We start from the raw sequence: 26,398 nt of genomic DNA, 5'->3' as shown, positions 1-26,398 counted from the left end.
GCGGGGGCGGCGCGCCGCCGGGCGGGGGTGGGCCGCGGCGGCGCGCGACCCGGTCCGTGTGCCCCACCCGCGGCGGGCCGGTGTTTTTACCGGTCACCCCCACCGGCCCCGGCCGTTCGCTGTGCGGGGGAGGAGGAGCGGGCTCAGAGGCCCAGGTCCTCCAGGGTGTACGCGGTGACGTACGGCAGGCCCTGGGCCTCGACCGCGGCGGCGCCGCCACGCTCGACGATCACCGCGACGCCGACCACCTCGGCGCCCGCCTCGCGCAGCGCCTCGACGGCGGTCAGCACCGAGCCGCCGGTGGTGGAGGTGTCCTCGACGGCCAGCACCCGGCGGCCCTTGACCTCCGGGCCCTCGATCCGGCGCTGCAGACCGTGCGCCTTGCCGGCCTTGCGGACCACGAACGCGTCCAGCTCACGGCCGCGCGCGGCGGCGGCGTGCAGCATCGCGGCGGCGACCGGGTCGGCGCCCAGGGTCAGCCCGCCGACGGCGTCGTACTCCAGGTGGGCGGTGGCGTCCAGCATCACCCGGCCGACCAGCGGAGCGGCCTGGCCGTCCAGCGTGATCCGGCGCAGGTCGACGTAGTAGTCGGCCTCCTTGCCGGAGGAGAGGGTGACCTTGCCGTGGACGACGGCCTTGTCCTTGATCTGTGCCAGCAGGGCGTCGCGGTCGTTGCTCATGAGCGTCCAGTCTAGGGGGTGAACGGGACGCTAGCGCCGCCGCAGGGCCCTGACCAGCACCACCGCGCCGCCCAGCAGGGCCACCCCGCCGCCGGCGATCACCCACGGCACCGCGCTGCGGCCGCCGGTTCCCGGCACCACGATGCCGCCGGCGTCCCCGCCCCAGCGGGTGGCCGCCCGGGCCCGGGCGCTGCGGGCCGGCAGGGCGGGCGCGTACGGGCCGCGCGGCGGGGCGTGGTCGACCTCCTCGGCGGAGCGGCCGACGATGCTGCGGCGCACCGGGCCGCCGAGCACCGGCTCCTGCTCGTAGCCGAACGGCAGCTCGGCGGGGAGTTCGGCGGACACCTCGTCCTCGGCCGCGGCGGCGGGCTCCTCGGCTCCGGCGGCCGCGGCGGGCTCGTCGACGTCGTCGGCGTCCTCGTCGGCGTTCCCGAGCGGGAGGCCGAAGCGCTCGGCGTCGGCGTCGGAGAAGGCGATGAGGTCGGAGAGGTCGTCGTCGACGTCGTCGCCGGGCTCGTCCTCGCGGTCCTCCTGGCGGTTCTCCAGGAACACCACGGTGGCCTCCCCGGCGGTGTCCTGCTCCGCCGCGGTGGCGTCCTGGTCGCCCTCGCCGTCGTCCTGGGCGTCGGTGTCGGCCCCGGTGTCGGCCTCGTCGTCCAGGGAGGTCAGGGCGGCGGTGAAACGGTCCAGCAACCGGCGGCCGGCCGCGGCGAGCGTCTCCCCGTCGAACTCGGTGAGCCGCCCGGTGGCGCTCAGGTCACCGGTGAAGCGGACCACCGCGGTCCCCTCCCCGGCGCCCTCGGTGACGCTGATCCGGACGGTCGCGGTGGCCTCGCCGCTGCCGCGCGCCTCCTGCCCCTCGGCGAACGCGGTCAGCACGCCCTCGCGGCCCTCGATCAGTGAGAGCACGCCCTTGTACGTGATGGTGGAGGCGCCGATCCGCAGCTTCAACCGCCCGCTGATCTCCTCCGCCCCGCCACTGCCGACAGCAGCCGGTTCGGTGCTCAGCCCCGGCACGGAACGCGCCAGCAGCGCCGGATCCTGCAGGGCCTGCCGGACCTGCCCGGCCGGGATCGGGACGACAACCTCATGCTCCATGCCACGGAGCCTACCGACCGAACCCCCTTCCGGCCCCGCCCTGTCCCCTACCGGCCTCCGCCGACCCGCCCCCGATCCGCCGATGGGGGCGGCCCGCACCCTCCCGCGTCAGTGGGGGCCGAGGAGGGTGAGGGCGGCGGGTGGGTGGAGCGGGCGGAGGGCGGTGAGGCGGGCGGCGGAGGCGCGCAGGTCGTCCGCGGTGAGGGCGCGGGGCGGCGGGGCGTCGGGGGAGAGGGTGAGCGGTGGTTGGGCGGCCGCGGCGAGCAGGAAGCTCTGGCTGCCCTCCGGCCCCGGACGGCAGCTGGCGGTCGCGCTGCCGGCGACCGCGTACGGCACGGTCCGCAGCCCGGCGGCCCGCAGTCCCGACTCGGCCTGCCACAGGCCCTGCCGCCCGTGCTGCTCGTCGCCGGCGCGGGCGGCGAGCCGCCCGCCGGGGGCGAGCAGCCGGGTGGTGAGGCCGTAGAACTCCTGGGAGTGGAACGTCACCGGACCGCCGTCGGCGGGCGCGGGCAGGTCGGCGAGGACGACGTCGAAGGACTCGCCGGGGGCGGGGCGGACGGTGCGCAGCCACTCCAGCGGGTCGGCCTGGACGGTGCGGACCCGGGGGTCGTCCAGCGAGCGGCCGGAGAGCGCGGCGAGGCCGGGGTCGGTGCGGGCGAGCCGGGGGAGCGCCGGGTCGCGGTCGACCAGCAGCACGGAGCGCACCCCGCGGTGCCGCAGCACCTCCCGCAGGGCCAGCCCGTCGCCGCCGCCGAGCAGCAGCACCCGGGCGTCCGGCCCGGCGGCCATCGCCGGGTGGACGAGGCCCTCGCTGCCCCGGTACTCGTCGGGTCCGCAGACCGCGAGCCGGCCGTCGAGGTAGAGCCGCAGCGGGCCCTCGGCGGGGCCGGTGAGCACGATCTCCTGGTACCGGCCCTGGCTGACGGAGCGGACCTGCCCGCCGTACAGGGCCTGCCGGGCGGCGCGTTCGACCGCGCCGGACCAGACGGCGGCCGCGGCGAGCAGCGCGAGGACGAGCCCGCAGCCGCCCCAGAGCAGCAGCCGCACCCGGGGCGCCGGTTCCTCGCGGAAGAGCCAGAGCACCACCGCGGCCCCGGCGACGGCGTTGACCGCGCCGGTGAGCAGCGCGCCGCTGCCGGGGCCGAGCAGCGGAAGGATGAGGAACGGGAAGGCGAGTCCGCCGATCAGCGCGCCGACGTAGTCCGCGGCGAACAGGTCGGCGGCGGCGTGGCCGGCGTCCTCCCGGCGGATCCGCTGGATGAGGGTCATCAGCAGCGGGATCTCGGCGCCGATGAGGACGCCGATGAGGCAGGTCAGCCCGACCATCACGGCCTGGTGGTGGCCGATCCAGGCCCAGCAGGAGTAGGTCGCCAGGACGGAGAGGCCGCCGGTGAGCGCGAGCGCGCATTCGACCAGGGCGAAGGCGGTGGCCGGCCGGCAGGTGAACCGTTTGGCGAGCAGCGAGCCGAGGCCCATCGCGAACACCATGACGGAGAGCACGACCGAGGTTTGGGTGACCGAGTCCCCGAGCAGATAGTCGCCGAGGGCGACGAGTTCCAGCTCGTAGACGAGCCCGCAGGCCGCGCAGACGAACGCGGCCAGCAGGACGACCAGCCGGGCCAGTTCGGGGCGGGCGCGCAGCCGGGAGCGGCGGCGGGCGGGCAGCGGGGTCAGGCTCCGCCCGGGCCGGGGCGGACTGCCGTCGTCGAGGTCGAGGCTCGGCTGTGCGGGCGGCGGACCGGCCGGATGATTGATCACGAACAAACGCTAGGCGACGTGCGGGACGGACGGCTGCGCCCATTCGACGGACAGCGCGGTACGGCAGGTTGACGAATCGTTCCTGCGTACGAATGCGAAGCCGGTGGGCCGGGTTATGGACGGCTCGTCGGCCTCGGTCACCGGGGCACCACCAGCGAGGAGCGGGTGCAGACCAGCTGCCCCTCCTGCGGATAGGCGTGCCAGGTGCGCCAGAGCAGCCGGTCCGCGCCGCCCTGGGCGACCAGCGCGGTGAAGGCGCTGGGGTCGCCGGGGAAGACGCCGGCCAGGCCGCGCGGATGCCCCTCGACCAGGGCCAGCAACTCCTGTGCGCGGGCCGCGAAGTCGTGCGGCGGCAGCGCCTCGATCCGGGCGGCGAACTCGTACTCCCAGCCGTCCACCTGCTTGGCCACCCGGGCGGGCAGCGGCGTGCGGCGGCCGGGCAGACAGGCGACGGTCTCCAGGCAGTGGCCCGGCCCGGCGGCGATCACCACCTGGTGGGAGGCGCCCAGCAGGCGCAGCTGGAGGGTGCCGGGCGGGCCGGGGTGGCCGGGGACGTCGAGTCTCAGGTCGCGGACCGCGAGGGCGGGCAGCGGGTCGCCGCCCAGGCACCAGGCCAGGTCACCCGCGCGGGTGTCCGTGTAGGAGGTCTGCAAAGTGGTGAGCATGTTCGGCTCCGCGTTTCAGCTCCGTGCGTGCCCGCCGAGCAGCAGCGAGTAGGCCTAGGCAAGGGCGAGGCTGTTCGGCGCTGTGCGGTCCAGGGCGCGGCCGACCGTGGAAGGAAGGATTCCGGCTGGAGATTCAGCAGCAGAGAAGCATGAATACGCCGGGTCCGTCGGTGATTTACCCAACTTTGTCAAGCATTCACCGCTTCGAGCACATCTGCTTCCCTACTCTGATCGACCCGGTGTACGACTATGCACAGCGCGCGCCCCTCACCCCGGCCCGCGCGCCGTGTGCGCCGTCCGCACGCCGCCCGCACGTCCTGCACGCCCCCACCCTCCCCGTCCCGGGGCACGCCGTGCCGCGCGGGCGGCACGAATGGCCCGGCGGACAGCAAGCGAACTGTCTGCCGGGCGAATTGACGAATCGTCAGGACGTGCGAGAGGTTCCGCCGATGGGTCAGGGGCGGGACAGCCGGGAGAGCCGGTCGACCGCCTCCTCCAGGACGGCGGTCCGCTTGCAGAAGGTGAAGCGGACCAGGGGGCGTCCGGCCTCGGCGTCGTCGTAGAAGACGGCGTTGGGGATGGCGACGACGCCGCAGCGCTCGGGGAGGGTGCGGCAGAAGGCGACGCCGTCCTTCTCGCCCAGCGGGGTGATGTCAGTGGTGATGAAGTAGGTGCCCTCGGGCCGGAAGACCCGGAAGCCGGCGGCGGAGAGGCCCTCGGCGAGCAGGTCGCGCTTGTGCCGCAGATCGGCGCGCAGGCCCTCGAAGTAGCCGTCGGGCAGGTTCAGGGCCTCGGCGACGGCGTACTGGAAGGGGCCGGCGCTGACGTAGGTGAGGTACTGCTTGGCGGTGCGGACGGCGGCGACCAGCTCGGGGGTGCCGGTCACCCAGCCGACCTTCCAGCCGGTGAAGGAGAAGGTCTTGCCGGCCGAGGAGATGGAGACGGTGCGCTCGCGCATCCCGGGCAGGGCGGCGACGGGGTGGTGGGCGCCGGTGAACACGAGGTGCTCGTAGACCTCGTCGGTGACCACCAGCAGATCGTGCTCGACGGCGAGTTCGGCGATGGCGGTGAGCTCGTCGGGGGTGAGGACGGTGCCGGTGGGGTTGTGCGGGGTGTTGATCAGCAGCAGCCGGGTGCGCGGGGTGATCAGGGCGCGCAGCTCGTCGAGGTCGGGGCGGAAGTCCGGGGCCCGGAGGGTGAGCGGGCGGCGGGTGGCGCCGGCCATGGCGATGCAGGCGGCGTAGGAGTCGTAGAAGGGCTCGAACGCGATCACCTCGTCGCCCGGCTCCAGCAGCGCGAGCAGGGCGGCGGCGATGGCCTCGGTGGCGCCGGCGGTGACCAGCACCTCGGTGTCGGGGTCGTACGTCAGCCCGTAGAAGCGCTGCTGGTGCCCGGCGATCGCCTGCCGCAGCTCGGGGACGCCGGGGCCGGGCGGGTACTGGTTGCCGCGCCCCTCGCGCAGGGCCCGCACGGCGGCCTCGCGGACCTCCTCGGGGCCGTCGGTGTCCGGGAACCCCTGGCCGAGGTTGATCGAGCCGGTGGCCGTGGCCAGGGCGGACATCTCCGCGAAGATCGTCGTTCCCATGCCCGCCAGCCGGCGGTTCAACAGCGGCCTCGCACCCATCACGGCTCCTCACAGATTGTGGTCGGGCCAATCCTCCGACGGTCGCGGGGCGCGGACAAGCTCTCGGGCCGCCAGTCCGGTCCGGCGGCCGGGCTTTCCGGCTGAAACGCGGCATTCCTATGGCGCAGCGCGGCGGCCCCCGTCTTGCGGGAACGGTCCGCGCCGGTTTGCCTGACATCACGTCAACCTGCAGGTCCGCCGCCGGGCGGCTGTTTCCGGGAGTCACCGTGCGTTTACGAACACTTTCCGTCGCGGCCGCGGCCGCCGCCCTCGTCGCGGTCCAGCCGGGTCTGGCCGTCGCGGCCTCCGACCCCAGCACCACGCTCACCTTCGTGGTCACCTCCGGCGCGCTGACGCTGTCGGTTCCGGCGAGCGCCGCCCTCGGCTCGGGAGCGCCCGGCACCCAGATCAGCGCGCCGATCGGCCCGGTGACCGTCGTCGACAACCGGGCCCTGCTCTCGGCCTCCTGGACGGTCACGGCATCGGAGACGGACTTCGCCAACGGCCCGTCCACGATTCCGGCCACCGACGCGACCTACACGGTCGGGTCGGTGACGACGACCGGCGTCATCACCGTCACCACGACGAACGTGACGCTGACCAACTCCGCGCAGACGGTGGTCACCGGGTCCGCGGGCGTCGGTGACAACACCGCGACCTGGGACCCGACGGTCACCGTCAGCGTGCCCGCCGGCGCCATCGGCGGGCTCTACACCGGAACGCTGACCCAGTCCGTTGCCTGACCGGACGAGGGGCGCGCGCCGGTACTGGGTCCTGCTGACGCTGCTGGCCGTCGTCCAGGCGGTCGCGGTGCTGCCGGCGGCGGCGGACGGCACGCCCGGGACGCCCTCCCCGAGGCCGGGTGCCGCCGGGAAGGCCGCCGGGAGGACCATCGGCATCAGGCTGCTCGACGCTCCGGAGGACCGCCGTGACGATCCCAGGGCGCAGGCGTACATCGTCGACCACGTCGCCCCGGGGTCGACCATCGAGCGGCGGGTGGAGGTCTCCAACGAGTCCTCGACGCCGATGCGCGTCAGCCTCTACGCCGGGGCGGCCGCCATCGCGAAGGAGCAGTTCGCCTTCGCACCGGACCGCACCCCCAACGAGCTGACCGGCTGGACGTCGCTGGACCGGACGGAGCTCCAGCTGGAGCCCTCCGGGACGGCGCGGGTGCGGGCCACCGTCCGGGTGCCCAAGGAGGCCGCCGCAGGGGAGCGGTACGGCGTCATCTGGGCCCAGACGGCCGACCCCCCGGACCGTTCGCAGAACCTGGCGATCCTGGGCCGGGTCGGGGTCCGCATGTACGTCGACGTCGGTCCCGGCGGTGAGCCGCCCGTGGACTTCGCGATCGAGCGGCTCCGTCCCGCCAAGGCCCGCGACGGGCGGGGGGAGGTCCACGCCCGGGTCCGCAACACGGGGGGCCGCGCGCTGGACATCGGCGGGACGCTCTCCCTGACCGGCGGTCCGGGCGGCTTGCGCGCCGGGCCCTTCCCGGTCAGGACGGGCACCACGCTCGCTCCCGGTGACGTCGGGGAGGCGGTCGTCCCGCTGGACAAGGGGCTGCCGGACGGCCCGTGGACCGCGGAGCTCACGCTCCGCAGCGGAACGGCCGAGCACACCACCCGGGTCACCGTCACCTTCCCGGCGAAGCCCGACGGTGCCGGAGCCGTCGAGGCGTCGGCCGCCGGGACGGGGGACCTCCCGGCCCCCGTGACCGCCGGGCTCGCGGCCCTCGTCCTCGCCGGCCTGTGCCTGCTGCTCCACCGGTACCGCCGGCGGCGCCGCCGCTGGTGACCGCGGCGGGCGTGCGGGAACGAGCGCGGCCCGCCACCGGGGTGCCGGTGGCGGGCCGTACGGGGGAGTCGGGATCCCCGGGGGTCAGTTCTGGTCGGTGTCGTCGGACGGCTTGCCCTCGCCGTCCTCGCCCTCGATGTCGTCCTGCAGGCCGAGGCGCTCGACGATCCACTGCTCGAAGCCCACGGCGGCCTGGGTCCAGTTGGCGGTGGTGGTGACGAAGTAGTCCAGGTTGACGCCGGTGCCGACGATCATCTGGGCCTCGCCGATCAGGCGGACCACGCCGTCCTCGTGGGTGTGGGTGTAGACCTTCGGCCAGAGGGTCTCACGGTTCCACTCGTCGATCAGGTCGAGGATCTCGCCCTTCTTCTCCAGCGGGTACGGGCGGTCGTAGAACGCCCGGACCGCGAAGAGCTCCTTCTGCTCGCCACGGAACATGTAGTAGACGCGGAAGCCCTCCCAGGGGGCGGTGAGGTCGCCCTCCTCGTCCACGCCGTGCTTGAGCTGCATCTGGTCGAGGAGCTGTCCGACCAGGTTCTGGTCCGGGACGATGATCGGCGGCGGGCCGGCCGGACGCCCGCCCTGGCCTCCGGGCTGGCCGCCCTGGGGCATGCCGAACGACGGGATGGACGACGGGTCGATGCTCATGGGGTCCTCTTCCTCAGTGCACATGGTGGTCGGCAATGAGAGGCCGCCCTTCCGAGTCCATCCTGCCTCATCCGGGGCTCACCTCACAGGGGTGGCAGCCACCGGGAGGGGCATGGCCGGATCAAGGCCCACCCCCGTGAATTCCGGGGGCGGGCCATGATCGTTCCGGTCGTGACGGGCGGCTACTTCTCCAGCGGCCCGCGGGCACGGACGGTGAGGCGGTCGCCCTCCTCGTCCCGCTCGACCAGCACGGTGTCGCCGTCGTGCACCTGGCCCGCGAGGATCGCCCGGGCCAGCTGGTCGCCGATCGCGGACTGCACCAGCCGGCGCAGCGGCCGGGCACCGTAGGCGGGGTCGTAGCCGGTGAGCGCCAGCCAGTCCCGGGCGGCCGCGGAGACCTCCAGGGTGAGCCGGCGGTCGCGCAGCCGGTCGCCCAGCCGGGCGATCTGGAGGTCGACGATCCGGGTCAGCTCGGCGGTGCCCAGCGGGTCGAAGACCACGATGTCGTCGAGCCGGTTGAGGAACTCCGGCTTGAAGGCGGCTCGCACCGACTCCAGCACGAGGTCCTTCTTCCGCTCCTCCGGGGTGGCCGGGTCCACCAGGAACTGACTGCCCAGGTTGGAGGTGAGGATCAGGATCGCGTTGCGGAAGTCCACGGTGCGGCCCTGGCCGTCGGTGAGCCGGCCGTCGTCGAGCACCTGCAGCAGCACGTCGAAGACCTCGGGGTGGGCCTTCTCCACCTCGTCCAGCAGCACCACGCTGTACGGGCGGCGGCGGACCGCCTCGGTGAGCTGGCCGCCCTCCTCGTAGCCGACGTACCCGGGCGGGGCGCCGACCAGCCGGGAGACCGAGTGCTTCTCGCCGTACTCGCTCATGTCGATGCGGACCATCGCCCGCTCGTCGTCGAAGAGGAAGTCGGCCAGCGCCTTGGCGAGCTCGGTCTTGCCGACGCCGGTCGGGCCGAGGAAGAGGAACGAGCCGGTCGGGCGGTCCGGGTCGGCGATGCCCGAGCGGGTGCGCCGCACGGCGTCCGAGACGGCCTGCACGGCTTCCGCCTGGCCGATCAGGCGGCGGCCCAACTCCTCCTCCATGCGCAGGAGTTTGGCGCTCTCGCCCTCCATCAGCCGGCCGGCCGGGATGCCCGTCCAGGAGGCCACCACATCGGCCACGTCGTCCGGGCCGACCTCCTCCTTGACCATCGAGGCGGAGGTGTCCTCGCCGGCGGCGCGCTCCTGGGCGTCGGCGAGCTCCTTCTCGGCGGCCGGGATCTCGGCGTACATCAGCTTGGACGCGCGCTCGAAGTCGCCGTCCCGCTGGGCGCGTTCGAGGGCGCCGTGCAGGTCGTCCAGCCGCTCCTTGAGCTCGCCGACCCGGTTCAGGCTCTTCTTCTCCTGCTCCCAGCGGGCCGTGAGCACGCTCAACTGCTCGTTCTTGTCGGCGAGATCGCGGCGCAGCCGGGCCAGCCGGTCGACCGAGGCCGGGTCCGACTCCTTCTCCAGGGCCAGCTCCTCCATCCGCAACCGGTCGACGGAGCGCTGGAGTTCGTCGATCTCGACCGGGGAGGAGTCGATCTCCATCCGCAGCCGGGAGGCCGCCTCGTCGACCAGGTCGATCGCCTTGTCGGGCAGGAAGCGGGAGGTGATGTACCGGTTGGAGAGGGTGGCCGCGGCGACCAGGGCGGCGTCCGCGATCTGCACCTTGTGGTGCGCCTCGTAGCGGCCCTTGAGACCGCGCAGGATGGCGATGGAGTCCTCGACGCTGGGCTCGCCGACCAGCACCTGCTGGAAGCGGCGCTCCAGGGCCGGGTCCTTCTCGATCCGCTCGCGGTACTCGTCCAGGGTGGTGGCGCCGACCATCCGCAGCTCGCCGCGGGCCAGCATCGGCTTGAGCATGTTGCCGGCGTCCATCGCGGAGTCGCCGCCGGCGCCCGCGCCGACCATGGTGTGCAGCTCGTCGATGAAGGTGACGACCTGGCCGTCGCTCTGCTTGATGTCGTTGAGAACGGCCTTCAGCCGCTCCTCGAACTCGCCGCGGTACTTGGCGCCGGCCACCATCGCGCCGAGGTCCAGGGCGACCAGGCGCTTGCCGCGCAGCGACTCCGGCACGTCACCGGCCACGATCCGCTGGGCCAGGCCCTCGACGACGGCGGTCTTGCCGACGCCGGGCTCGCCGATCAGCACCGGGTTGTTCTTGGTCCGGCGGGAGAGCACCTGGACCACCCGGCGGATCTCCTGGTCCCGGCCGATCACCGGGTCGAGCTTGCCGTCCCGGGCGGCCTGGGTGAGGTCGGTGCCGTACTTCTCCAGCGCCTTGTAGGTGCCCTCGGGGTCCGGCGAGGTGACCCGGCCGCTGCCCCGGACGTCCTTGAAGGCGGCGAGCAGCGCCTTCGGGGTGGCGCCCTGCTGCACCAGCAGCTCGGCGACCGCCCCGCCCTCGGCGGCCAGGCCGACCAGCAGGTGCTCGGTGGAGACGTACTGGTCGTCGAGGTCGTCGGCGCGCTTGCCGGCCTCGGTCAGCACGGCCAGGGTGTCGCGGGCCAGCTGCGGCGCGGCGACGGTGGCGCCGGAGGCGCTGGGCAGTCCGGTGAGCTGGCGGCGGGCCTCGGCGTCGATCCGGGACACGTCCGCGCCGACCGCCTCCAGCAGCGGCCTGGCGATGCCCTCGGGCTGTTCCAGCAGGGCGGTCAGGATGTGCACCGGCTTGACGTCCGGGTTGCCGACGGCGCCCGCCTGCCGGATCGCGGCGGACAGGGCGTCCTGCGTCTTGGTGGTGAACTTGCTGGCGTCCACTGCTGGGGGGTCCTCCCTGGTCGTGCGTGATGTCTGCCGTCTACAGCATGCACTAAGTTGAGTCTATTCCGCTCAACTTTTGGATGAACGGTCGGGTCGGGTCCGCAGCGCGGGGCGCTCCGCCGCACCGGCGGGCTTGCGGTCCGTCCGCGGCGGGAGGGCGCGCGCCTGCGCCATCCTCGCCTGGTGGGTCCCGGCCGTCCGCCGGGTCAGCGCCAGCAGTTCCCGGGCCGGGCCGGTCGGCCGCTGCCCGGCCGGCCAGACCGCCCGCAGCGGCCGTCGCAGGTCCAGCTCCTCCGCCAGCTCCACCGCCACCAGCCGGCGGGTCGCCAGCTCCTCCACCACCGCCAGCTCGCTCAGGCAGACCGGCCCGGCCCCGGTCATCGCCGCCGCCTTGAGCGCCGTCGAGGAGGCCAGCTCCAGCCGCGGTGTGGTGGTGCCCCCGAACGGCGCCAGCGCCATCTCCAGCACCTCCCTGGTCCCCGAGCCCGGTTCGCGCAGCACCAGCGGGGTCGCCGCCAGCTCCCGGCCGGACAGCGGCGAGCGGCGCCGCGCCCACGGATGGTCCGGCGCCACCACGACCACCAGCCGGTCGGCCGCCACCACCGCGCCCGCCAGCCCGGCCGGGGGCAGTGGCCCCTCGACGAAGCCGAGGTCCGCGTCCCCCGCCAGGACGTGGCCGGCCACATCCGCCGAGTTGGCGGTGCGCAGCGTCACCGCCGTGCCCGGGCTGACCGCGTGCAGCGCCAGCAGCCAGCCCGGCATCAGGTACTCGGCCACAGTCAGGCTGGCCACCACGGTCAGCCGGGCGTCCCGGCGCTCGCGCAGCGCGTCGATCCCGGCGTCCAGCGCCTGCGCCGCCTCCACCACCTGCCGCGCCCACTCGACCACCAGCCGGCCCGCCTCGGTGGGCCGGGAGCCGCGTGGGGAGCGCTCCAGCAGCGCGACGCCGATCTGCCGCTCCATGCCCTTGATCCGGGCGCTCGCGGTCGGCTGGCTCACCCCGAGTTCGGCGGCCGCCCGGCCGACGCTGCCGAGCCGGGCCACCGCGAGCAGCAGCTCCAGCGCACCGAGTTCGGGGACGCGCGGAGAGAGAGCCATAGACTCAGGCTATGCCCTCATAGAGCGCGCGGTGCTACCGGCACCGGCCGCCCCGGGCGACGGTGGGTGCCATGGCCACCCTGCTCAGCACCGCCCCCGACGCCCGCCCGCGGCCGTCCGCCCGGATCCGCCGCCTCGACCTCGCCCAGCTCGGCCCGAACTGGTACGCGGTGGTCATGGGCACCGCGATCATCGCCAACGGCGCCGCCGCGCTGCCGGTCCGGTGGCCCGGGCTGACCGGCTTCGCCGAGCTGATGTGGGCGCTCGGGCTGGCCGGCCTGCTGCTGATCGGCGCCGCCCGCGGCGTCCACCTCACCCGGCACCGCACGGCCGCCCGCGCGCACCTGCTGGACGACCCGGCCACCGCCGTCTTCTACGGCTGCCCGCCGATGGCGCTGCTCTCGGTCGGCCTCGGCACCCTGACCGTGGGCTCCCGGGTCATCGGCACCGGTCCGGCCGTCGCGCTCGACCTCGTGCTCTGGACGGCCGGCACGCTGTACGCGCTCGCCGTCGCGGCCGGCATCCCGTACCTGATGATCACCCGGCACACCGTCTCCCCGCTCGCCGCCAACCCGACCTGGCTGCTGCCCGTGGTCGCCCCGCTGGTCGCCTCCGCCACCGGCCCGGCGCTCGTCCCGCACCTGCCGGCCGGCACCGCCCGAGAGGCGCTGCTGTACGGCTGCGCGGCGCTGTTCGGGATCGGTCTGCTGGCCACCCTGGCGCTGCTGCCGGTGGTGCTCACCGGCCTGGTGCACAGCAAGCTGCCGGCCCTGGCGCTCACTCCGTCGCTGTTCCTGGTGCTCGGTCCGCTCGGCCAGTCCACCACCGCCGTCCACCAGATCGCCGACGCCGCCGGCCCGCTGCTGCCCGGCCTGGCGCCCACCGCGCTCGCCCTGGCCGAACTGTTCGGGGTCGCCGTGCTCGGCGCCGCGATGCTCTGGCTGCCGCTCGCCGTGGTGGCCAACCTGCGCGCCCGGCGGGCCGGGATGGGCTTCGCGATGACCTGGTGGGCGTTCACCTTCCCGATCGGCACCTGCGTCACCGGGGCGGCCGCGCTCGCCCGGCACACCGGCTTCCCCGGCTTCACCTGGCTCGCCGCCGGACTCTTCGCCCTGCTGCTGGCCGGCTGGGCGCTCGCGGCGGGCGGTACGGCCGCCGCGCTGGCCGGCGGGCGGCTGCTGGCCCGCTGAGCCCGGTCCGCGGGCTCCCGGGGGTGGGTGTTGCATTTCCGCGAACACGTCTTGGAATGATATTCCGCGAGCAAAGTGGTGTGCGTAGTGTTTGCTTTCGTTGTGGCTGTTCGATTGCCCGCCCGCTGTGTCCGGATTGCGTGACCGTCCGACCGGAGGGCGGAATCATCGGGGGGGTTGGATTGTCCGTTATCGATGTTCCGCAGCCGAAATGGGTGGTCGAAGCACTGTCTTTCACGGGGCAGTTGAGCAGGCGGGAGCAAGAGGTCTTCGCGCTCCTGCCGACCGGCGCGACGAACCGGGGAATAGCACGGAGTCTTTCCATCACTGAGCGGACGGTGAAGTTCCACATTTCCGCGATCCTGCAGAAGATCGAGGTCGGGTCGCGGGTGGAGGCCGCGATCGTCGCCTATCTCTGGTCCCGCGGGGGCGGGCCCGGACCGGAAGATCAGCGCAGTAGCGACGTAGCCAGCCGCAGGCTCTCGTCGAGCTGAGCGCGGGCGAGCCGGAGGGTCTCCGCGTTCTTCTCGACCAGGCGCTGCTGGTAGGCCGCCTCCACGGTGGACCAGATGCCCACCAGGTTGACCTTCCGCTTGCATTCCACGTCGGTGGTCGCCGCCGCGATCGCCTCGGGGCCGGAGGCCGCAGCCCCGCTCAGACCGAGGTCCTGGGCGGGGCTGACCGGGTTGGTGCTCTGGTAGCCCTTCTCGGCCATGCAGGCGGACCAGGCCGATACGGCGGCGGCCACCCGGGAGTCGGTGCGGGAGCTGCTGTTGGCCTGCTGCTCGAGGTTGAACACGTACTGCGGCTCGATGCTGTTCGGCTTCGGTGCGTGGAGTTTCAGGAAGGACTCGCGCAGGCAGCCACCGATCGGAACCTTGAGCCCGTTGATCATGTCCGCGCTGCCGCCCTGACGGTCGGCCTCCTCCTGGCTCTTGGGGAGCGACTTCGGGTCCAGCGACTCCTCGCCGTGCAGCACCCGCTGCTCGTTGGGCCCCAGGTTGGGCCGGGGGCGGGGCGGCTGTGCGAGTTCGGGCCGGTTGTAGCCGTTGCGGGACGCCGTCTCCGCATTCGCCGTCCCGTACCGGAACGTGTTCCGGCCGGTGTCGGCGACAGGAGTGGAGGCCTCCGGCGTGAAGCGGAAGCCGAAGCGCTGCATGCACTGGTCCACCAGGACATCCTGGGCGCGCGTCAGTTGGTCGATCTGCGCGGCCGTGGCGGAGAACGCCTGCAGGGGGTAGGCGGCCTGGTTGGCGTCCAGCAGCTCGGGAGTCGACGCGACCGCGGGTTCCTTCTGCGCGTCGCCCCCTGCACCGCTGCCGTCGCCCGAGGAGCACGCGGCGGCGAGGACGGCTGTCAGGACGAGGGGGAGGGCGAGAAGCCTGCGCGCTTCCCGGCCGCGCGACCGTGCGGGCATCGGTGCTCCAGGGTGGTGGCGAACGGGTATAACCTGCGGGAAGCCGTCCTCTGCCCGGCTGATACGGGCAGAGGACGGCGCCGTGCGCGGGGCGGACCGGGCTGCGGCGTCCGTTCCGCGGTTCTTCAACGTGCCTACCGCTTACGATACTTCAGTGTTCGCGCCACGCCGGTCGGGTTGGCCGGCGGGGTGGCTCAGCGCCAGTAGGCGGACGAGATCTGGTTCTTGAAGTTGGCGCTGGCGTTGCCGCTCTGGCCGGCCGGCAGCCAGCCCTGGATGCCCTTGCCGTCGGCGTCGGTGTAGACGTCCCAGCGACGGGTGTCCCGGTTCCAGTAGGACTCGGTGTTGTCGTTCGCGCCCACCGAGGTGCCGGGGAAGACGTCGTTCGAGAAGTTCACGTCGCTGTCGGCCAGGTCGAAGATGTAGCCGGCCTGGTTCTGGTTGTAGAACAGGCCGAACTCGCCCGGGGCCAGGCCCCCGTCCTTGCCGGCGGCCGACGCCGAGCCGGCGGCGGCCAGACCGGTGAGGCTGAGCGCCGCGACGCTCAGGCCGACCGCCAGGGAGCGACGAATCGTACGGTTCATGCGCATGGTGGTCCGTTTCTGTGAATCGGGTACTCCGGGCCCGCACCGGCTGTGCGGGCCGCCGGTCGGGAATGCGTCCGGCAAGGAAGAGCAAACACGACGTCAAGTTCCTTGGTCCATATGTACGTTGGTCCAGTAGAAGCTTCCGGGGGTGCTGGCTATGATCGCGTTGGCCGAACCGGTGAACGAAACCCTTGACCGATGCCGGCGTGACTGAAACGCCCTGGTGGATGGACCTCCTATGCGACCACCCCGTTATCGACGAACAGCGATCGCTTTGCTGGCGGCCCTCGCCCTGGGCGCCGCGGGCTGTACGTCCGGCTCGGACAAGCCCGCCGACGAGGCGTCGCCGTCGGCCGTGGGCAAGGGCCCCGCGATTCCGTCGGGCGCGGCCGGGGCGGCCTACCTGGAGTGCCTGCGATCCGCCGGGGTGGTGGTGACCGACGGGGCGGTCGACAAGGGGAAGACGACGCCGGAGGCGCTCAAGAAGGCCGACGCCCAGTGCGGGACGGGCCAGCCGGTCCCGCCGCCGACGGTGGAGCCGTCGTCGCTGGAGGGGCTGCGGACCCTGGCGGAGTGCATGCACAAGAACGGCGTGCCCGAGTACCCGATGCCCGATGAGCGGACCGGTGAGCCGGTGCTCGGGGACGAGCTTCGCAAGAAGCTCAAGGAGGACGGGCCGGCGCTGAAGGCGTGGCTCGCCTGCAGGCCCAGCATGGAAGAAGGCGGCATTCCCGGGGGGTGAGACCCCTGGACGACGAGATGGTGGACGGCATGGCAGGCGGGGTGGGAACGACATCCGGGCTCGGTAACGGGGAGTCGGGGGACGACAGCGCACCGGAGGGCCGAGGGGTCTCCGTACGGCGCCGCTGGGTGGTGGGGATCGTCGTGGGGGCCGTGGTTCTGACGGGGGCGGGGGTGGGGGCCTCACTCATGATCAAATCCCCCGCCCAGGTCGCGGCGGACACCGCCGCACCACCGCCGGACGTCCTCTCCGCGCCGGTGGAACGCCGGGTCCTGAAGGCGTCGGTCATCCTGCGCGGCACCGTGGTGGCGGGCCAGTCGCTGGAACTCGCCCCGGCGCTCGGCGGAGCGGGCACGGTCGCTCCGGTCGTCACCAAACTGCCCCTGTCCGCAGGAAGTCCGGTGGACGCCGGCAAGCTCCTGATGGAGGTGTCGGGACGTCCGGTGTTCGCGCTGAAGGGCGCGCTGCCGGTCTACCGCGACCTGCGGCCCGGCGCCTCCGGGGACGATGTCGCCCAGCTGCAGGCCGCGTTGGCCGCGCTCGGACACGGGCGTGGCGCGGACCAGCAGGGCCAGTTCGGGGCGGGGACCAAGGCGGCCGTGAAGGCCTTCTACGCCTCGGCCGGCTACGACCCGCTGCCGGCGGTGGCGGACGACGGGGCCGCGGTCAAGGCCGCCCAGCGCGCCGTCACGGCGGCGGAACGCGGCTGGCAGGACGCCAAGGACGCCAAGGCCGCGGCCCAGGCCGCGGCTCAAGCCGCCGCTCAGCCGACCACGCCGGCCCCGGCACCGAGTACGACGCCCGCCGCCACCGACGGCGCCCGGCCGGGCACGCCCGCCACACCGCCCACGGCGGCCGCGACGCCGGAGGGCGCGAGCGCCCCGGGCGGGAAGGCCCCGGCCCAGGCCACGGGCGGCGCCTCCCTCCCCGAGCTCCAGAAGACGGTGGACCGGGCGAAGCAGGACCTCGACCAGGCCCGGCAGGACCTCGCCGCTGCCCAGGCCGCCGAGGGCCCGATGGTCCCGGCCGGCGAGGTGGTCTTCCTGGAGGGCTTCCCCGCCCGGGTCGGCAATGTGGCGCTCAGGGTCGGGGCCAAGGTGACCGGCGCGGTCATGACGGTGTCGGCCGGCGCTCTGCAGGTCGGTGGGAGCCTGCCGGCCCACCAGAAGGGGCTGGTCCGGGTCGGCCAGCGGGTGGAGATCGCCTCCGAACTCAGCGGTATCACCGCCACCGCCAAGGTCTCCGAGGTCGCCGAGAGCATGGCGGTCGCCGCCCCGGCCGGCCAGGGCGGCGCGGCGCCCGCCGGTGGAGCGGCCGCCCAGCCGCAGGCCGGCGCCGCCGGGGGCTACCCGATCGTGGTGCAGCCCGACGCCCCGCTCGACGCCAGGCTGGCAGGGCAGGACGTCCGGCTGACGGTCGAGGCCGCCTCGACCGACGGCCCGGTGCTGGTCGTCCCGGTGACCGCCGTGTCGGCCGGGGCGGACGGCCGGACCACGGTCACCGCGCTGGAGGAGGGCGGCCGCCAGCGCCGCGTCCCGGTCCGGACCGGAACCACCGGGGACGGTTTCGTCGAGGTCGCGCCCGTGGAGGGCGCCGCACTGGCGGAGGGGGCCCGGGTGGTCACCGGTCTGCGCGCCGCTCCCGCGCAGGGCGCCCCCGGGGCGGGTACCCGGTGAGGCGCCGACGCCGGACACCGACCGACGCCTCCGCCCCGGACGGCCTGCCCGAGCCCCCGGTCATCGAGTTCCGCGGGGCCGGTCTCACCTATCCGGGCCCGCCCGCCGTGGCCGCCTTCAAACCCGCCGATCTCGCGCTGCGCCGCGGCGAGTTCGTGACGGTGGTCGGCCCCTCCGGGTCCGGCAAGTCGACCTTCCTGAACATCGTGGGCCTGCTGGACCGGCCCACCGAGGGGACGTACCTGTTGGACGGGATCGACACCGGGCGGCTGTCCGACAACGGGCGGACCGCGCTGCGGGGCCGGCGGATCGGCTTCGTCTTCCAGTCCTTCCACCTTCTGCCGCACCGCAGTTCGGTCGAGAACGTCGCACTGGCCATGCTGTACAGCGCGGTCCCCGCGCGAGAGCGCAGGGCCAGGGCGCGGGAGGCCCTGGACCGGGTGGGCCTCGCGCACCGCGCGCAGGCGCTGCCGAGCCGGCTGTCCGGGGGTGAACGCCAACGCGTCGCCGTCGCACGGGCGTTGGTGGGCCGACCGTCCTTGCTGCTGTGCGACGAGCCGACCGGCAACCTCGACACCGCCAACAGCGAGGTCGTCATGGAACTGCTCGCCGAACTGCACCTGGCCGGTCTGACCATCCTGGTGATCACCCACGACCCGGCGATCGCCGAGCGCGGCTCGCGCACCCTGACGATCCGGGACGGCGTGCTCAGCGACCGTTCGCCCGCCGCCGCGGCGACCGGGCAGGCCATCCGATGAGGCTCCGTCCCAGCCGCCCCGTCCGGGGCGCCGGCTCCGGGCGCGGGAGCGTCGAGCACTCCCGGCTCACCCCGCGTGACCTGGTGTCCGAGGCGGTGGCCGGAATGCTCCAGCGGCCCGCCAGATCGGCGCTGACCGCGCTCGGCACCGTGCTCGGCGTCGGCACCTTCGTCGCGGTGCTCGGTCTCACCGCGACCACCTCCTCCCAGATCGACTCCCGCTTCAATCCGCTGACCGCCACCGAGGTCACCGTCGAGGACGTCGCGCACGACCTGAACCCGTTCGCCGGGCGCACCTTCCCGGCCGACGCCGACGACCGGGTCCAGGGGCTGAACGGGGTCGAGCACGCCGGGGTCCTCTGGGACGTCCGGCTGGGCCCGGAGACGGCCGTCCGGTCCTCGCCCGTGGGGACCGTCGGGGGCGAGCGGATCGGGGTCGTCGCGGCCTCCCCGGGGGCCGTCGAGGCGTCGGCGCCACACGTGGTCCAGGGCAGGCTCTATGACAGGTACCTCGCCGACCGGGCCGAGCCGGTCGCGGTCATCGGCAGCGGCGTCGCGGCCCGGCTCGGCATCACCACGCTGGAGACCGGCCCCGCCGTGTTCATCGGCGACCAGCCGTTCACCGTGGTCGGCATCATCGACGACAGCCTGCGCCGGCCGGAGTTCGCGTTGTCGGTGCTCGTCCCCAGCACGACGGCGGAGCGGGTGTGGGGGCCGCCCGGCGCGGGCGAGCGGATGCTGGTGTCGACCAGGATGGGGGCCGCCCGGCAGATCGCCGACGAGGTGCCCACCGCGCTGCGCCCGGACCATCCCGAGTACCTCAAGTCGGTGCCGCCGCCCGACCCGAGGACGTTGCGCCGCAGCGTGACCTCGGACCTGAACCAGCTGTTCCTGCTGCTGGCCGGGATCTGCCTGGTGATCGGCGCGGTCGGGATCGCCAACACCACCCTGGTCGCGGTGCTCGAACGGACCGGGGAGATCGGACTGCGCCGCGCGTTGGGCGCCAAGGGACGGCACATCACGCTCCAGTTCCTCACCGAGTCGGGGGCGCTGGGGGTGATCGGCGGTCTTGTCGGGGCCAGCCTGGGCGCCGTCACCGTCGTCGTGGTGGCGGTGGTCCGGGAGTGGACCCCGGTCCTGGACGCGGCGACGGTCGCGGCGGCGCCCTTGATGGGCCTGCTGACCGGGCTGCTCGCGGGCGTCTACCCCTCCTGGCGGGCGGCCCGGATCCAGCCGGCCGAGGCGCTGCGGCGCTGAGCCGCCGTCCGCCGCGTCGCGGGCTGCCCGAACCGTGCTCTGGTTCCGGAACACGCAACTCCGCCACCGACCGGACGGACGGTTGGATGATCCTCACCGCACTCCTCTGACCTGCGGGTTCGCAGAAGTCGGAAACGGCCCGCCGAAGTGCGCGCCGGAGCGCCGGTGCAGGTTCCTGCAATTGCGAGAACATGCAGCAGGGTGGCACTTGTTCACCGGCCGTCACGCTGTGAGGGTGGAGTCACGCCAGGTCGTCCGGGCAACCGCAGCCCGAGGAAGGCGACTTGCTCTTCAGTACTGGATGCGACCGGCACGTCCGCACGTGCCTGCATATCGGGGGGGAGAGCGCCGGCCGGGACGCCATGTGTGGTGATGGCCCCCGGGACCGGAGTCGGCGAGGCGTTGCTGCTCCGCCTCGCCGGAAGCGCTGGGACCGCGGCGTACACCGGCGGCCCCCGGATCCGGGTGCGACGGCACCCGGGGTCCGGAGGGCCGCCGGCCACCAGTACGGTGATCACCGCCGCGCGCGGCGCGCGCGGAGCACCACCAGCCCCGAGAGCATTCGGCAGGGAGCGTTCGACGTGACGTTCGAGGCGACGGCGGACCCGACGGTCCTCCCGGGCGGACCCGCCCCGGACGGCTCGGCCGGTGCCACCGCGGCCGTCGGCGAACCCGACGAGCCCGCCCGCCGGCTCTACCTCGCGATCCTCGCCGACGGCGGCCGCGTCCGGATCGCCGACGTCGCCGAGTCCGACCAGGACGCCGTCCGCCGGCTCGTCTCCGTCGGCCTGCTGATGCTCAATCCGATGGACGCCTGCTACACCGCCGTCAGCCCCCGCTCGGTCAGCGACCGCCTCGGTGCGGAACTGCGCAGCGAGGCCACCAGGCTGCTGGTCCGGGCCGAGAACCTCCCCGGCGCCCTGGACGCCCTCACCCGCGCCTACGACGCGATGCCCCGCCCGCCCGAGCGCTCCGGCGGCGCCGTCTACATCGAGGGCCACATCCACATCCGGCACCGGATCTCCCAGCTGGTCTCCGACTGCCGCACCGAGGTCCTCACCGCCCAGCCCGGCCCGCGCCCGGCGGACGCCCTCAAGATCGCCATCCAGCAGGACGTCCAGCTCCTCCAGCGCGGCTGCTCGCTGCGCACCATCTACCAGCCGGTCGCGGTCTCCGAACCGCCCGCGCTGGCCTACGTCGAGGAGGTCACCCGGCGCGGCTCGCTGATCCGGATCCTGGACGAGCCCTTCCAGCGGCTGATGATCTTCGACCGCTCGGTCGCGGTCATCTCCGCCAACGACGACCACACCACGGCCGCGTTCATCACCGACCCGGCCGCGATCGCCTTCATCGTCAACGCCTTCGAACGCGACTGGGCGCGCGCCGACGCCACCGACTGGTCCGCCGTCCTCAGCCAGGGTCCCGTCCACAAAGCCCCCGACCGGGTCGGGCGCCTGCTCGCCCGCGGGCTCACCCAGCGCGCCGTCGCCACCCGGCTGGGCCTGAGCGAACGCACGGTGGCCGCCCACATCTCCCGGCTGCGCGACCGCTACGGCGCCCAGACCCTGTTCCAGCTCGGCTGGCTGATGCGGGGCGGCCGTGACGACGGATGAGCCCACGCCGTCCGAGCAGGACCTCTACCTGACGGCGCTCGCCAACGGCGGCCGGCTCAGCCCGCCGGACACCGCCGACCCGGTGGCGCTGGCCGGTCTGCTCGCCCGGGGCCTGCTCGTCCGCACCGCCGACGGCTATGCGGCCGCCAGCCCGCGCGCGGCCGGCGACCGGCTCTCCGCCGACCTGTGCAGCGAGGCCACCGGCCTCCTGCTCCGTGCGGACCGCCTTGCGGACACCCTCGCGCCGCTCACCGCCGTCTACGACGCCGCCCACCGTCCGGCCCCCGCCACCACCGGGTCCATCCGTGTCGAGGGGAATGCCGACATCCGGCAGCGGATCTCGGAACTCATCTCCGACTGCGGTGACGAGATGCTCGCTGCCCAGCCCGGCCACCGCCCGATCGCGGGCCTGCGGATGGCGTCCGTCCAGGACCTCGCGCTGCTCCGCCGCGGCGGAGCCATCCGCACGCTCTACCAGCCGGTCGCCCTCGCCGACCGCACGGTGGCCGAGCACGTCGCGCTGATGGCCGGGTACGGATCGCAGTTCAGGGTGCTGCACGAGCCGTACCTGCGGATGCTGGTGTTCGACCGCGCGGTGGCCGTCCTACCGGACGCCGCCGACGCGGCCGGCGCCGTCTTCGTGCACAACCCGGCCACCGTCGCGTACCTGGTCCGCCTGTTCGAGCGTGACTGGGTCCGCGCCTGCCCGGTCGACCGGTCCGCCGACGCCCCGCACCCGACGTCCGCCCGGATCGGCCGCCTCCTCGCCCGCGGCCTCACCCAGCGCGCGGTCGCCACCCGGCTGGGCTTGAGCGAACGCTCGGTGGCCGGGCACATCGCACGGCTGCGGGAGCTGCACGACGCGGAGACGCTGTTCCAGCTCGGCTGGCAGATGCGGGGGGCCCGTGATGACTGAAACGCGGTCAGCCGGTGGCGGCGCCGGTGGGCCAGTAGCCGGACGGGCCGACGGCGGGGGGCTGCTGGCGGGGGACGGTGAACTGCTCGCCGGGGGCGGTCCAGAAGCCCTCGCGCAGGGAGAGCGCCATGCCGGCCCAGTCGAGGGCGGTCTCCACGGTGTGGTGGAGGGCCTCCTGGGACCAGGTGTCGTCGAAGACCAGCGGCAGGACGGGGGCGACCTGCTCGATGGTGGCGATCAGCGGGTTGTGGGTGATGGCTTCGTCGACGAGCAGGACGATCGGCTTGCGCAGCGCCGAGGCCCAGCCCAGCTCCAGGCTCACGCCGGCGGAGAGCGGCGCGCCGACGTAGGCGAAGACCAGGTCCGCGGACTGCAGCGCGCGGAAGTCCGACGGCACACGGGGCTCGGGGGCGCGCCCGGCGACGGTCCAGGCGTCACTGTGGTGGGCGCTGTACACGGCGGCGCCACTGCGGAGGAGGGTGGTGCGCAGGGTCGTCAGCCGCGTCCGGCTGGCGAGGGTCACCACACTGTCCGCGGGCCCGGTCAACCGCATCAGCGGCGCGGCCAGGAACACGCGTGCACGCCGGCCCTCATGGGCCTGGCTGTCGTGGTGACGCAGGTAGGGCTCGGTCATGTCGACTCCGGGGGAATGGCCGACCGGGGTGGTTGGTGTCGGCAGATGCTGTTGGTGAGGGCTGCTCAGCTGACAGGGCTTGGGGAATCGTTGGTTGAACAGAGAATTTGAAGGTACATTGGCAAGTTTGGCGAGCCTGCAATGGACCATCGAGAGCGAACTGATCGTCCATCGGTGACCGCTGCCCCGTCCAGGTTTGCGTGGTGTCATCTGGATGCCTGGCAGGGAGATGACGCACTGGGTGGCGGAAGCATGGTGACACCGGGCCGTGTTGTACGGCACCATGAGTGGACGTTCGTTCTAGATGTCCGGTGGCTGATCCATTCAGAGGAAGTGATGTGCGTATGTCTCGTATGCGCCGATCCGGCCGGAAGGTTCTGCTTCCGCTCGTCATGGGTGTGGCGGCCCTGGTGATCGCCTGGGCCGGCGTGCCGCAGGGGCAGTCCGCCGAGACCGGGCGGACCGAGCATGTCGCGGCCCTTACCGACGCCGACATCAACTGGACCTGAGCCGCCCGCGGTGCCGGCGCGTGGACGCGCGGCCGGGAGCGGTGGACGCGCTACGCGTGGGGGCCGTCCTCGTTGGCGGCCCGTCCGAGAACGTAGCCGAGCTGGAACAGGGAATCCACGTTGTAGTCCTCGCGCATTTCGGCGATGTGCCGGGCGAGCGTTCTCTCGCTGATCCCCAGGCGGCGCGCGATGACTCGGTGATTCGTTCCCGAGAGCAGCAGTTCGATGATGGTCTGCCGTAGCCTCGATACCACTTGGCGCGGTACTGCCGGGTGGCCGTCGAATTCGAGTGCGCGGCCCCAGTTCCGCTCGAACACTTCCTCGGCCAGGTATTCGATGACTGATTGGTCGTGTATGAAGGCAGCCAGGCTCATGTCATCATCGACCGGGATGACGGCGATGCGCCGGTCGATGATGATGAGCCGGGTGTAGGGCTCGTCGAGCGTTCTGAACTGCCACCCGGCGGCGGCCAGCGTGGTGACGTAGTCGCGGGTGGGCTGGTGGTACCGCGTGCTGGCGTGATAGATCGTCCGCATCGTCGCGCCGCGCCGGAGGACCTCCAGGTCGCTCTCCAGGTTCGCGGCCAGGACGTCCGGTGGTCGCGGGCCGCCGGGTTGCATCGCCAGCGCCTCCTCCAGCCCGCCGGCCGTGGACTGCCGCACCCGCTGGTTGATGAGGGCCTTGCCCCGGACGTACTCGATCTGCCCGCCGCTCTGGCCCGGCGAATGGAATTCCTCGGCCAGTTCGGCCAGTTCGGTCGGAAGCGAGACGGCGCGGGACAAATGTTCCAGGGCCTGCCGCTGCCAGGTGAGGCTCAGACTGGCGGACAGCTGGGCCGGATCGGCCGCGATCAGCATGCGCGGTTCGTCCAGATCCGGAACCAGGAGACCGATCGACAGGAGTTCGTCGAACACCTGTGATTCGTCAGGGTCGTTTCCTTTCCGGGCAATTCTGCCGTCCTTGCGGAGGACGGCCAAATAGAGTTCCCGGGCATCGGTCGAGAGAATCCGCGGCGCTCCGGCCGCGGCGCCGCTCTGCTCCCGACCGTTCATTCTCGTCTCCTCGTCATCGACCGGCGGAAGCGGTCAACAGGGGCACGGGCCACGCCGCCTCATCGGCGATCCTAGAGGTACGGCGTGTCGCGGCGGCCGGGATCCGTTGACCGGCGGTTCGGTCCAGGTCCTCAACACTCTCTCACCAACGCCGTGCCGCCGGCACCCCCCGGCCAGGGGGAAACCGGCGGCGGTGCGCGGTGGCGACAGGGGCCGTCAGCGCTTGGGACGCCAGACGACGAGGGCGCTGGAGTGCGGGGTGGGCGGCTGGTAGGGGACGAGGTCGCGGCGGTAGGAGGCGTGGATGGTGGCCTCGCGCTGCTGGAGCGCGGTGGCGGCGCCCTCCAGGGAGTCGACCAGCTCGGCTATCCGGGACTGGAGCGCGGTGACCTGGTTCTCCAGTTCGATGATCCGCTTGATGCCGGCCAGATTGATGCCCTCGTCCTGGGAGAGCCGCTGGACCTCGCGCAGCTGCTGGATGTCGCGCGCGGAGTAGCGGCGCCCGCGCCCGGCGGTGCGGTCGGGGCAGACCAGGCCGAGCCGGTCGTACTGACGGAGCGTCTGCGGGTGCAGGCCGGAGAGCTCGGCGGCCACCGAGATCACGTAGACCGGGGTGTCCTCGGTCAGCACGTACTGGGGCTGCGGGGCGGTCCGGCGGGTGGTGCGGCGGGCGCCGCCGCCACCGGGCAGGCCCTCGCCCAGGCCGGGGCCGATGGGGTCGTCGGGGGTCATCTGGTCGTCACGCTCCCTCCGCCGCCCGGAAGAGAGCGGCTCGTGGGTCGTCGGAGGCGGTCGCCTCGCGGTACTGCTCGAGGGCGGTCAGCGCATCGCCGGTGACGCTCTGGGGCACCACGACCTCCACGGTGACCAGGAGGTCGCCGCGGGTGCCGTCCTTGCGGGTGGCGCCCTTGCCGCGGGCCCGCAGGGTCAGGCCGTTGGCGCTGCCCGGCGGCAGCTTGAGCTTCACCGACGGGCCGTTCAGGGTCGGCACCTCGATGGTGCCGCCGAGGGCGGCCTCGGGGAAGCTGACCGGGACGGTCACCGTCAGGTTGTCGCCCTTGCGTCCGAAGACGGGGTGGGAGTCGACGTGGACGCTGACGTACAGGTCGCCGGGCTGGCCGCCGCGCTCGCCCTGGGCGCCCTTGCCCTTGAGCCGGATCCGCTGGGCGTCCTGGACGCCGGCCGGGATCCGGACCTGCATGGTGCGGGCGGAGCTGGCGCGTCCGCTGCCGTGGCAGTCGGGGCACGGGTCGTCGACGATCATGCCGCGGCCTCGGCAGTCCCGGCAGGGCTCGGAGAGCGCGAAGGCGCCCTGGCCACGGCTGACGGTGCCGGAGCCGACGCAGGTCGGACAGACCCGCGGGGTGGTGCCGGCCTTGGCGCCGGTGCCGTTGCACAGCCGGCAGGGGGCCTGACTGGTCATCCGCAGCGGGACGGTGGCGCCGTCGACGGCCTCCTCGAAGGAGAGCGTCACCTCGGTCTCGACGTCGGCGCCGCGCCGTGGCTGGGCCTGCCGGCCGCCGCGGTTGAACAGGCCGCCGAAGACGTCCCCGAGGCCGCCGGTGTTGCCGCCCTGGGTGCCGCTGAAGAGGTCGCCGAAGTCGAAGCTGTAGCTGCCGGTGCCACCGGGGCCGCCGGGGCGGAAGCCGCCGTTGGCGAAGAGGCTGCGGGCCTCGTCGTACTCCTTGCGGCGCTTCTCGTCGGAGAGGACGTCGTACGCCTCGGAGATGTCCTTGAACCGCTCCTCGGCCTTGGTGTCGCCCTTGTTGGCGTCGGGGTGGAACTCGCGCGCCAGCTTGCGGTAGGTCTTCTTGATCTCTGTGGCGCTGGCGTCCTTGGGCACGCCGAGGACCTTGTAGTAGTCCTTCTCCACGTAGTCCTTGCCGCTCAT

24 protein-coding genes are annotated in these 26,398 nt (G+C 73.4%); 10 read left to right on the top strand and 14 right to left on the bottom strand.

From position 1 onward, the window contains the following. Nucleotides 1–143: 143 nt before the first annotated feature. The 5 genes from pyrE to ABZW10_RS06550 all read right to left on the bottom strand — a co-directional run bounded on the left by pyrE (nucleotide 144) and on the right by ABZW10_RS06550 (nucleotide 5,825). Nucleotides 144–680 carry an orotate phosphoribosyltransferase gene (gene pyrE, locus ABZW10_RS06570; protein ID WP_355360886.1) on the bottom strand — a complete coding sequence of 179 codons (537 nt, stop codon included), beginning with the start codon at nucleotides 678–680 and terminating at the stop codon, nucleotides 144–146. A gap of 30 nt (nucleotides 681–710) precedes the next feature. After that, nucleotides 711–1,778, bottom strand: a complete 1,068-nt coding sequence (locus ABZW10_RS06565; RefSeq protein ID WP_355360883.1) for a hypothetical protein — start codon at nucleotides 1,776–1,778, stop codon at nucleotides 711–713. Nucleotides 1,779–1,886: 108 nt separating this feature from the next. Beyond that, the gene (locus tag ABZW10_RS06560; RefSeq protein ID WP_355360880.1) at nucleotides 1,887–3,536 is read right to left on the bottom strand and encodes a polyamine aminopropyltransferase; all 1,650 of its coding nucleotides are present in this window, start codon (nucleotides 3,534–3,536) and stop codon (nucleotides 1,887–1,889) included. A gap of 137 nt (nucleotides 3,537–3,673) precedes the next feature. Then, the gene (locus ABZW10_RS06555; protein WP_355360877.1) at nucleotides 3,674–4,201 is read right to left on the bottom strand and encodes a DUF2617 family protein; all 528 of its coding nucleotides are present in this window, start codon (nucleotides 4,199–4,201) and stop codon (nucleotides 3,674–3,676) included. 454 nt (nucleotides 4,202–4,655) lie between these two features. Further along, nucleotides 4,656–5,825 carry a pyridoxal phosphate-dependent aminotransferase gene (locus ABZW10_RS06550; RefSeq protein WP_355360874.1) on the bottom strand — a complete coding sequence of 390 codons (1,170 nt, stop codon included), beginning with the start codon at nucleotides 5,823–5,825 and terminating at the stop codon, nucleotides 4,656–4,658. A 227-nt stretch (nucleotides 5,826–6,052) separates the two neighbouring features. Here ABZW10_RS06550 and ABZW10_RS06545 point away from each other — a divergent pair, with 227 nt between their 5' ends. After that, nucleotides 6,053–6,568 carry a hypothetical protein gene (locus ABZW10_RS06545; protein ID WP_355360871.1) on the top strand — a complete coding sequence of 172 codons (516 nt, stop codon included), beginning with the start codon at nucleotides 6,053–6,055 and terminating at the stop codon, nucleotides 6,566–6,568. Continuing rightward, nucleotides 6,561–7,619, top strand: a complete 1,059-nt coding sequence (locus tag ABZW10_RS06540; RefSeq protein ID WP_355360868.1) for a peptidase — start codon at nucleotides 6,561–6,563, stop codon at nucleotides 7,617–7,619. Before ABZW10_RS06545 ends, ABZW10_RS06540 begins: the two co-directional genes overlap by 8 nt. A gap of 84 nt (nucleotides 7,620–7,703) precedes the next feature. Here the strand turns inward: ABZW10_RS06540 and ABZW10_RS06535 are convergent, their stop codons facing one another. The 3 genes from ABZW10_RS06535 to ABZW10_RS06525 all read right to left on the bottom strand — a co-directional run bounded on the left by ABZW10_RS06535 (nucleotide 7,704) and on the right by ABZW10_RS06525 (nucleotide 12,157). Further along, entirely contained in the window at nucleotides 7,704–8,267 is a 564-nt protein-coding gene (locus tag ABZW10_RS06535; protein WP_355360865.1) for a YbjN domain-containing protein, read from the bottom strand. Nucleotides 8,268–8,449: 182 nt separating this feature from the next. Continuing rightward, on the bottom strand, nucleotides 8,450–11,056 hold the full coding sequence (gene clpB, locus ABZW10_RS06530) for an ATP-dependent chaperone ClpB (protein WP_355360862.1): 2,607 nt from the start codon (nucleotides 11,054–11,056) through the stop codon (nucleotides 8,450–8,452). 72 nt (nucleotides 11,057–11,128) lie between these two features. Further along, nucleotides 11,129–12,157 (bottom strand): LysR family transcriptional regulator, encoded by a 1,029-nt coding sequence (locus ABZW10_RS06525; RefSeq protein WP_355360859.1) that lies wholly within the window; start codon nucleotides 12,155–12,157, stop codon nucleotides 11,129–11,131. Between the two features lie 71 nt (nucleotides 12,158–12,228). Between ABZW10_RS06525 and ABZW10_RS06520 the strand changes: the two genes are divergently transcribed. Beyond that, nucleotides 12,229–13,347, top strand: a complete 1,119-nt coding sequence (locus ABZW10_RS06520; RefSeq protein ID WP_355360856.1) for a TDT family transporter — start codon at nucleotides 12,229–12,231, stop codon at nucleotides 13,345–13,347. Between the two features lie 56 nt (nucleotides 13,348–13,403). Beyond that, nucleotides 13,404–13,841 (top strand): helix-turn-helix transcriptional regulator, encoded by a 438-nt coding sequence (locus ABZW10_RS06515; RefSeq protein ID WP_355360853.1) that lies wholly within the window; start codon nucleotides 13,404–13,406, stop codon nucleotides 13,839–13,841. On the opposite strand, the gene ABZW10_RS06510 is transcribed toward ABZW10_RS06515, so the two are convergent. Together ABZW10_RS06510 and ABZW10_RS06505 are read right to left on the bottom strand one after the other, a co-directional pair. Continuing rightward, a complete protein-coding gene (locus tag ABZW10_RS06510) occupies nucleotides 13,796–14,764 on the bottom strand; it encodes a hypothetical protein (protein ID WP_355360850.1) in 969 nt (322 codons plus the stop codon). The two genes, ABZW10_RS06515 and ABZW10_RS06510, sit on opposite strands and share 46 nt — an antisense overlap. Nucleotides 14,765–14,958: 194 nt before the next feature. Then, entirely contained in the window at nucleotides 14,959–15,348 is a 390-nt protein-coding gene (locus ABZW10_RS06505) for a peptidase inhibitor family I36 protein (protein ID WP_355360847.1), read from the bottom strand. A gap of 241 nt (nucleotides 15,349–15,589) precedes the next feature. Here ABZW10_RS06505 and ABZW10_RS06500 point away from each other — a divergent pair, with 241 nt between their 5' ends. The 6 genes from ABZW10_RS06500 to ABZW10_RS06475 all read left to right on the top strand — a co-directional run bounded on the left by ABZW10_RS06500 (nucleotide 15,590) and on the right by ABZW10_RS06475 (nucleotide 22,312). After that, nucleotides 15,590–16,093: a hypothetical protein gene (locus ABZW10_RS06500; RefSeq protein WP_355360844.1), complete on the top strand. Its 504-nt coding sequence runs from the start codon at nucleotides 15,590–15,592 to the stop codon at nucleotides 16,091–16,093. Nucleotides 16,094–16,281: 188 nt separating this feature from the next. Further along, nucleotides 16,282–17,769 (top strand): peptidoglycan-binding protein, encoded by a 1,488-nt coding sequence (locus ABZW10_RS06495; RefSeq protein WP_355360841.1) that lies wholly within the window; start codon nucleotides 16,282–16,284, stop codon nucleotides 17,767–17,769. Continuing rightward, on the top strand, nucleotides 17,766–18,527 hold the full coding sequence (locus ABZW10_RS06490; RefSeq protein ID WP_355360838.1) for an ABC transporter ATP-binding protein: 762 nt from the start codon (nucleotides 17,766–17,768) through the stop codon (nucleotides 18,525–18,527). The genes ABZW10_RS06495 and ABZW10_RS06490 overlap by 4 nt, the downstream gene beginning before the upstream one ends. Beyond that, entirely contained in the window at nucleotides 18,524–19,783 is a 1,260-nt protein-coding gene (locus ABZW10_RS06485) for an ABC transporter permease (RefSeq protein WP_355360835.1), read from the top strand. The genes ABZW10_RS06490 and ABZW10_RS06485 overlap by 4 nt, the downstream gene beginning before the upstream one ends. 581 nt (nucleotides 19,784–20,364) lie before the next feature. Further along, nucleotides 20,365–21,396 (top strand): LuxR C-terminal-related transcriptional regulator, encoded by a 1,032-nt coding sequence (locus ABZW10_RS06480; RefSeq protein WP_355360832.1) that lies wholly within the window; start codon nucleotides 20,365–20,367, stop codon nucleotides 21,394–21,396. Continuing rightward, a complete protein-coding gene (locus tag ABZW10_RS06475) occupies nucleotides 21,383–22,312 on the top strand; it encodes a LuxR family transcriptional regulator (RefSeq protein WP_355360829.1) in 930 nt (309 codons plus the stop codon). The genes ABZW10_RS06480 and ABZW10_RS06475 overlap by 14 nt, the downstream gene beginning before the upstream one ends. 7 nt (nucleotides 22,313–22,319) lie before the next feature. Here the strand turns inward: ABZW10_RS06475 and ABZW10_RS06470 are convergent, their stop codons facing one another. The 4 genes from ABZW10_RS06470 to dnaJ form a co-directional block, all read right to left on the bottom strand. Continuing rightward, on the bottom strand, nucleotides 22,320–22,946 hold the full coding sequence (locus ABZW10_RS06470; protein ID WP_344335757.1) for a hypothetical protein: 627 nt from the start codon (nucleotides 22,944–22,946) through the stop codon (nucleotides 22,320–22,322). Between the two features lie 559 nt (nucleotides 22,947–23,505). After that, entirely contained in the window at nucleotides 23,506–24,507 is a 1,002-nt protein-coding gene (locus ABZW10_RS06465) for a helix-turn-helix domain-containing protein (RefSeq protein ID WP_355360826.1), read from the bottom strand. 216 nt (nucleotides 24,508–24,723) lie between these two features. Continuing rightward, nucleotides 24,724–25,239: a helix-turn-helix domain-containing protein gene (locus ABZW10_RS06460; RefSeq protein WP_355360823.1), complete on the bottom strand. Its 516-nt coding sequence runs from the start codon at nucleotides 25,237–25,239 to the stop codon at nucleotides 24,724–24,726. A gap of 7 nt (nucleotides 25,240–25,246) precedes the next feature. After that, nucleotides 25,247–26,398: a molecular chaperone DnaJ gene (gene dnaJ / locus ABZW10_RS06455; protein WP_355360820.1), complete on the bottom strand. Its 1,152-nt coding sequence runs from the start codon at nucleotides 26,396–26,398 to the stop codon at nucleotides 25,247–25,249.

The organism is Kitasatospora sp. NPDC004723, from assembly GCF_040609255.1.
In the GTDB taxonomy this organism is placed as follows: Bacteria; Actinomycetota; Actinomycetes; order Streptomycetales; family Streptomycetaceae; genus Kitasatospora.
Note: the sequence above shows the minus strand (reverse complement) of the source record. Positions and strands in the feature narration are given on the sequence as shown.

Excerpts from the sequence above, each read along its gene's own strand:
- pyrE (WP_355360886.1), bottom strand. The coding sequence starts at position 680 with ATGAGCAACGACCGCGACGCCCTGCTGGCACAGATCAAGGACAAGGCC.
- ABZW10_RS06565 (WP_355360883.1), bottom strand. The coding sequence starts at position 1,778 with ATGGAGCATGAGGTTGTCGTCCCGATCCCGGCCGGGCAGGTCCGGCAG.
- ABZW10_RS06555 (WP_355360877.1), bottom strand. The coding sequence starts at position 4,201 with ATGCTCACCACTTTGCAGACCTCCTACACGGACACCCGCGCGGGTGAC.
- ABZW10_RS06550 (WP_355360874.1), bottom strand. The coding sequence starts at position 5,825 with ATGGGTGCGAGGCCGCTGTTGAACCGCCGGCTGGCGGGCATGGGAACG.
- ABZW10_RS06535 (WP_355360865.1), bottom strand. The coding sequence starts at position 8,267 with ATGAGCATCGACCCGTCGTCCATCCCGTCGTTCGGCATGCCCCAGGGC.
- ABZW10_RS06525 (WP_355360859.1), bottom strand. The coding sequence starts at position 12,157 with ATGGCTCTCTCTCCGCGCGTCCCCGAACTCGGTGCGCTGGAGCTGCTG.
- ABZW10_RS06520 (WP_355360856.1), top strand. The coding sequence starts at position 12,229 with ATGGCCACCCTGCTCAGCACCGCCCCCGACGCCCGCCCGCGGCCGTCC.
- ABZW10_RS06515 (WP_355360853.1), top strand. The coding sequence starts at position 13,404 with ATGATATTCCGCGAGCAAAGTGGTGTGCGTAGTGTTTGCTTTCGTTGT.
- ABZW10_RS06510 (WP_355360850.1), bottom strand. The coding sequence starts at position 14,764 with ATGCCCGCACGGTCGCGCGGCCGGGAAGCGCGCAGGCTTCTCGCCCTC.
- ABZW10_RS06505 (WP_355360847.1), bottom strand. The coding sequence starts at position 15,348 with ATGAACCGTACGATTCGTCGCTCCCTGGCGGTCGGCCTGAGCGTCGCG.
- ABZW10_RS06500 (WP_355360844.1), top strand. The coding sequence starts at position 15,590 with ATGCGACCACCCCGTTATCGACGAACAGCGATCGCTTTGCTGGCGGCC.
- ABZW10_RS06495 (WP_355360841.1), top strand. The coding sequence starts at position 16,282 with ATGATCAAATCCCCCGCCCAGGTCGCGGCGGACACCGCCGCACCACCG.
- ABZW10_RS06485 (WP_355360835.1), top strand. The coding sequence starts at position 18,524 with ATGAGGCTCCGTCCCAGCCGCCCCGTCCGGGGCGCCGGCTCCGGGCGC.
- ABZW10_RS06470 (WP_344335757.1), bottom strand. The coding sequence starts at position 22,946 with ATGACCGAGCCCTACCTGCGTCACCACGACAGCCAGGCCCATGAGGGC.
- ABZW10_RS06465 (WP_355360826.1), bottom strand. The coding sequence starts at position 24,507 with ATGAACGGTCGGGAGCAGAGCGGCGCCGCGGCCGGAGCGCCGCGGATT.
- ABZW10_RS06460 (WP_355360823.1), bottom strand. The coding sequence starts at position 25,239 with ATGACCCCCGACGACCCCATCGGCCCCGGCCTGGGCGAGGGCCTGCCC.
- dnaJ (WP_355360820.1), bottom strand. The coding sequence starts at position 26,398 with ATGAGCGGCAAGGACTACGTGGAGAAGGACTACTACAAGGTCCTCGGC.